The sequence below is a fragment of the Microvirga sp. P4_G7 genome, from assembly GCF_056401005.1.
The window spans coordinates 1-4,548 of the sequence record NZ_JBFUKD010000280.1 but is presented as its reverse complement, the minus strand read 5'-3'; the positions used below and the strand labels follow the sequence as shown (position 1 = coordinate 4,548).

At 62.1% G+C, this 4,548-nt stretch carries 3 protein-coding genes; 2 read left to right on the top strand and 1 reads right to left on the bottom strand.

The window, feature by feature from the left end; all coding sequences use genetic code 11:
- On the bottom strand, window positions 1-1,147 hold a 1,147-nt coding region (locus AC1DT3_RS12785), incomplete at its 3' end, for a MutS N-terminal domain-containing protein (protein ID WP_477465629.1).
- Window positions 1,148-1,300: 153 nt separating this feature from the next.
- On the opposite strand from AC1DT3_RS12785, the gene AC1DT3_RS12780 reads away from it, so the two are divergent.
- Both AC1DT3_RS12780 and AC1DT3_RS12775 read left to right on the top strand, forming a co-directional pair.
- Complete coding sequence (locus tag AC1DT3_RS12780) at window positions 1,301-3,589, top strand: NADP-dependent malic enzyme (protein WP_477465628.1); 2,289 nt, start codon at window positions 1,301-1,303, stop codon at window positions 3,587-3,589.
- Between the two features lie 136 nt (window positions 3,590-3,725).
- The gene (locus tag AC1DT3_RS12775; RefSeq protein WP_477465627.1) at window positions 3,726-4,343 is read left to right on the top strand and encodes an HAD family hydrolase; all 618 of its coding nucleotides are present in this window, start codon (window positions 3,726-3,728) and stop codon (window positions 4,341-4,343) included.
- Window positions 4,344-4,548 lie beyond the last annotated feature (205 nt).

Genomic DNA, 4,548 nt, shown 5'->3' with positions numbered 1-4,548 from the left:
GCGCGAAATCCGGAGTCTGTTTGAGGATATTGCGCAACTTGTCCCGGAAAAGATTGTCAGTCACGAGTCTTGCGACGGCATCGTGGCGCTCGCGGATCCGAGTGGGATCGGTGAGGGGCCCGGCTAGGCGCTCGGCGAGAAGGCGTGCTCCGCCAGGTGTCACCGTGCAATCGATCGTCGCCAAAAGGCTGCCTGTCCGCTCGCCCGACAATGTGCGCGTCAATTCCAGATTGGCGCGCGTTGCCGCGTCGATGGCGAGCGTCGCATGTGTCGCCGCCTGAATCGGCGGATTGAGGACCGGCCGGCTGCCGATTTGCGTCTTCTCGATGTAGAACAGCGCGGTTCCGGCAGCCGTAACCTCAGCTGCGCTGAACGCACCGAAAGCGTCGAGCGTTGCGACGCCGAAATAGTCCTTGAGCCGGCGCTCCGCCGATGCGGGGTCGAGCCCGTCGCGGGACAGGGGCGTCACCGCCGCTTTCGTTTCGTTCCAGAACGCCGCAAGCTCGGGATCGTCGTGAATGACGTCGGATACGATGATCTCGCGAGGCTCGAACCGAGCGATTTCCGCCGAGAGGCCAGGACCGTCCGTTTCGCTCAAGATAAAATGCCCGGTCGAAATATCCGTGGCGGCGAGACCGTAGGACCACGCCGTCTCCGACGCACGACGGCGCGCGATGGCGAGGAACAGGTTGGCCCGGCCCGGGTCGAGCAGCCGCTCTTCGGTGATCGTTCCGGGGGTGACGAGACGGACGACATCGCGTTTGACGACCGATTTCGCGCCACGCTTCCTGGCTTCGGCGGGATCCTCGGTCTGCTCGCAAACGGCGACTCGGTGGCCAAGACCGATCAGGCGTTGCAGGTAGTCGTCGGCTCGGTCGACCGGAACGCCGCACATGGGGATATCCTGCCCCTGATGCTTGCCACGCTTGGTCAGGACGATGCCGAGGGATCGGCTGGCGATCTCGGCGTCCTCGAAGAACAGTTCGTAGAAATCCCCCATCCGGTAGAACAGCAGGCTGTCGGGGTTGGCGGCCTTGATCTCCACGTACTGCGCCATCATGGGTGTGACGCGGTGCTCCGGGGCCCCCGGCGTAGGGGAGGGCTCAGAGGCGCTTTCAGGCGGTTGGGGAAGAGTTTGGGCTGACATCCCGCCCTTTCTAGCAAAGCCGGCCGAGCCTTTCACCATGACTCGTCGCGATCGATCCCCGCATGTGGACAAGTCTTGAGGAAGGCCGTCCCTGTGCTTTAAGGTCACCACCTAGAGGAAACRCCCCGTAAAAAGAAGCCGCAGAAAGCCCCCATGTCAGAACAGCCCCCGTCCCGCCGCAGCCGCCCCACCTTCACCGATCAGGAGGCGCTGCAGTTCCACTCCCAGGGGCGTCCCGGCAAGCTCGAGGTGGTGCCGACAAAGCCGATGGCGACGCAGCGTGATCTGTCGCTCGCCTATTCTCCCGGCGTCGCGGTCCCCGTGAAGGCCATCGCCGAGAATCCGTCCCTCGCCTTCGATTACACCACACGCTCCAACATGGTCGCSGTSATMTCSAACGGCACSGCSATYCTGGGGCTCGGCAATCTCGGTGCCCTCGCGTCAAAGCCCGTGATGGAGGGTAAGGCAGTTCTCTTCAAGCGATTCGCGGACGTCGATTCCATCGACCTCGAGGTCGACACGGAAGATCCCGACGCGTTCATCAATTGCGTGCGCTATCTCGGTCCATCCTTCGGCGGCATCAACCYCGAGGACATCAAGGCGCCCGAGTGCTTCATCATCGAAGAGCGCTTGCGCGAATTGATGGATATCCCGGTCTTCCATGATGATCAGCACGGCACGGCGATCATTGCCGCGGCAGGTCTGATCAACGCGCTCCATCTGACCGGGCGCGACATGAAGAAGACGAAGCTCGTCGTAAATGGCGCCGGCGCCGCGGGTATTGCGTGCACCGAGCTTCTCAAGGCGATGGGTTTCGCGCCGGACAACGTCATCCTCTGCGACACCAAAGGCGTCGTCTATCGCGGTCGCACGGAAGGCATGAACCAATGGAAATCCGCGCATGCGGCGCAAACCGAAGCGCGCACGCTCGCTGATGCTTTGAATGGCGCGGACGCCGTGTTCGGTCTCTCCGCCAAGGGAGCGTTCACGGATGACATGATCCGCTCCATGGCGCCGCATCCGATCATCTTCGCCATGGCCAATCCCGATCCGGAGATTACGCCTGAGGAAGTCGCGCGCATTCGCGACGACGTCATCATCGCCACTGGTCGATCGGACTATCCCAACCAGGTCAACAACGTCCTCGGCTTTCCCTATATTTTCCGCGGTGCGCTGGACGTGCAGGCCACCACCATCAACATGGAAATGAAGATCGCGGCGGCAGAAGCTCTTGCCGCCCTGGCGCGGGAGGATGTGCCCGACGAGGTCGCCGCCGCCTATCAGGGATCGCGGCCCAGATTCGGCCGGGATTACATCATTCCGGTCCCGTTCGATCCGCGCCTGATCCACACCATTCCGCCGGCGGTCGCAAAGGCGGCGATGGAAACCGGCGTCTCGCGCCGACCCATCGTCGACATGCGTTCCTATCGCGCTCAGCTGTCGGCGCGGCGTGACCCTGTCGCGGGGACGTTGAATCGAATCTTCGAGCGGGTGCGCAAGTTTCCCAAGCGTGTCGTCTTTGCCGAGGGTGAGGAAGAACAGGTCATCCGCGCTGCCCTGTCGTTCGTCAATCAGGGTTTGGGCACAGCGATTTTGGTCGGTCGCGAGGAGCGCGTACATGAGACGGCGGCGTTCGCCGGTATCGATCTCGCCGGACGCGAGGGCATCGAGATCCACAACGCGCGACTATCCCACCGAAATGCGACCTATGCGCAGTTCCTCTACGAGCGTCTGCAGCGGAAAGGCTTCTTGTTTCGCGATTGCCAGCGATTGATCAATCAGGATCGCAATCACTTCGCCGCATCCATGGTCGCGCTTGGCGACGCGGATGCGATGGTCACCGGCGTGACACGCAACTTCTCGACCGCGCTGAACGACGTTCGSCGCGTCATCGACGCCAAGCCCGGGCATCGCGTGATCGGTCTCTCGCTGTGTCTGGCCCGAGGACGAACGGTCGTCGTCGCGGATACGGCGATTCACGAAATGCCGAGCGCGCAGGAGCTGGCTGAAATCGCGATCGAATCCGCAGGCGTTGCGCGGCGCTTGGGTTACGAGCCCCGGGTCGCACTTCTCTCGTTTTCCAATTTCGGCCATCCGAAGGCGGAAAGGGCGGAAAAAATCCAGCAAGCCGTCGAGATCCTCGACAACATGCGGCTCGATTTCGAGTACGACGGCGAAATGTCCGCCGACGTGGCCCTCAATCGCGATCTGATGGCGCAATATCCGTTCAGTCGCCTCACCGGTCCCGCCAATGTGCTTGTCATGCCGGCATTCCACTCTGCGTCGATCTCGACGAAGATGCTGCAGGAACTTGGCGGTGCGATGGTGCTGGGACCGCTCGCGGTCGGGCTCGACAAGCCGGTGCAGATCGTGTCGCTCGGAGCGACGGACGCCGATATCGTCAACATGGCGGCGCTGGCGGCGTTCAACATCGGAGGCTGACACGCCTCTTGGGACATCGCCGCCGGACGAGCCTTCGGCGGCGAAGCTCGCCGCAGTCGCAAAGCCGCTTTAGAGATAGATTTGCCGCCTCAGAACCGATAAAGCCTTTGCCGCCAAGGCAATAGAGAGGGTAGACATGACTGATCGGAAGCCCACGACCGTCGTCTTCGACGTCGGAAACGTCCTTCTGCGGTGGGATCCGCGTAACCTCTATCGGAAAATGTTCACCGATGAGGCCAAGATGGAATGGTTCTTGTCGTCAGTCTGCACCAACCAGTGGAATTTGGAGCAGGATCGCGGGCGTTCTTGGGAAGAGGCGGTCGATCTCCTCATCGCGGATCACCCCGATCATGCGGAACCCATCCGCGCGTTTCACGAGCGTTGGGAGGAGACTGTTTCGGGAGTAATCGACGAAAATGTCGCGCTTCTGGCCCGTCTGCGCGAAGCCGGCGTTCCGAACTATTGCATCACGAACTTCTCCAGTCCGAAATTCGCGCTGTCGCAGGACCGCTATCCATTCCTGTCGCAATTCGACGGCATCATTGTTTCGGGCGATGAGCGCCTCCTGAAGCCGCAACCCGAGATCTATGACCTGCTTCTCGACCGTTATGGGTTGAGCGCTGCGGATTGCGTCTTCATCGACGATTCCAACGCCAATGTGGAAGGCGCCAGAGCCGTGGGGATGCACGCGATTCACTTCCTCGAGCCGATGGATCTCACCGCTGAATTGCGCCGCTACGGCATTGCCGCCTGAGGAGCGAGGGCGCTTGCTCTCGCTCGCCGCATGAGCCATCACGCGATCATGCGCGCTTTCGAGACAATCCTGCCCATCGACGCCGTGCTCGCCAATCTCGCGGCGAGCCTGGAAGCGCGGACCAATGCCGTCCTCGTCGCGCCACCCGGTGCAGGCAAGACCACACGTGTTCCTCTCGCGCTTCTCGACGAGCCATGGGTCGAAG

Bases quoted from the DNA above. Each gene is read 5' to 3' on its own strand.
- AC1DT3_RS12775 (WP_477465627.1), top strand. From the start codon at position 3,726: ATGACTGATCGGAAGCCCACGACCGTCGTCTTCGACGTCGGAAACGTC.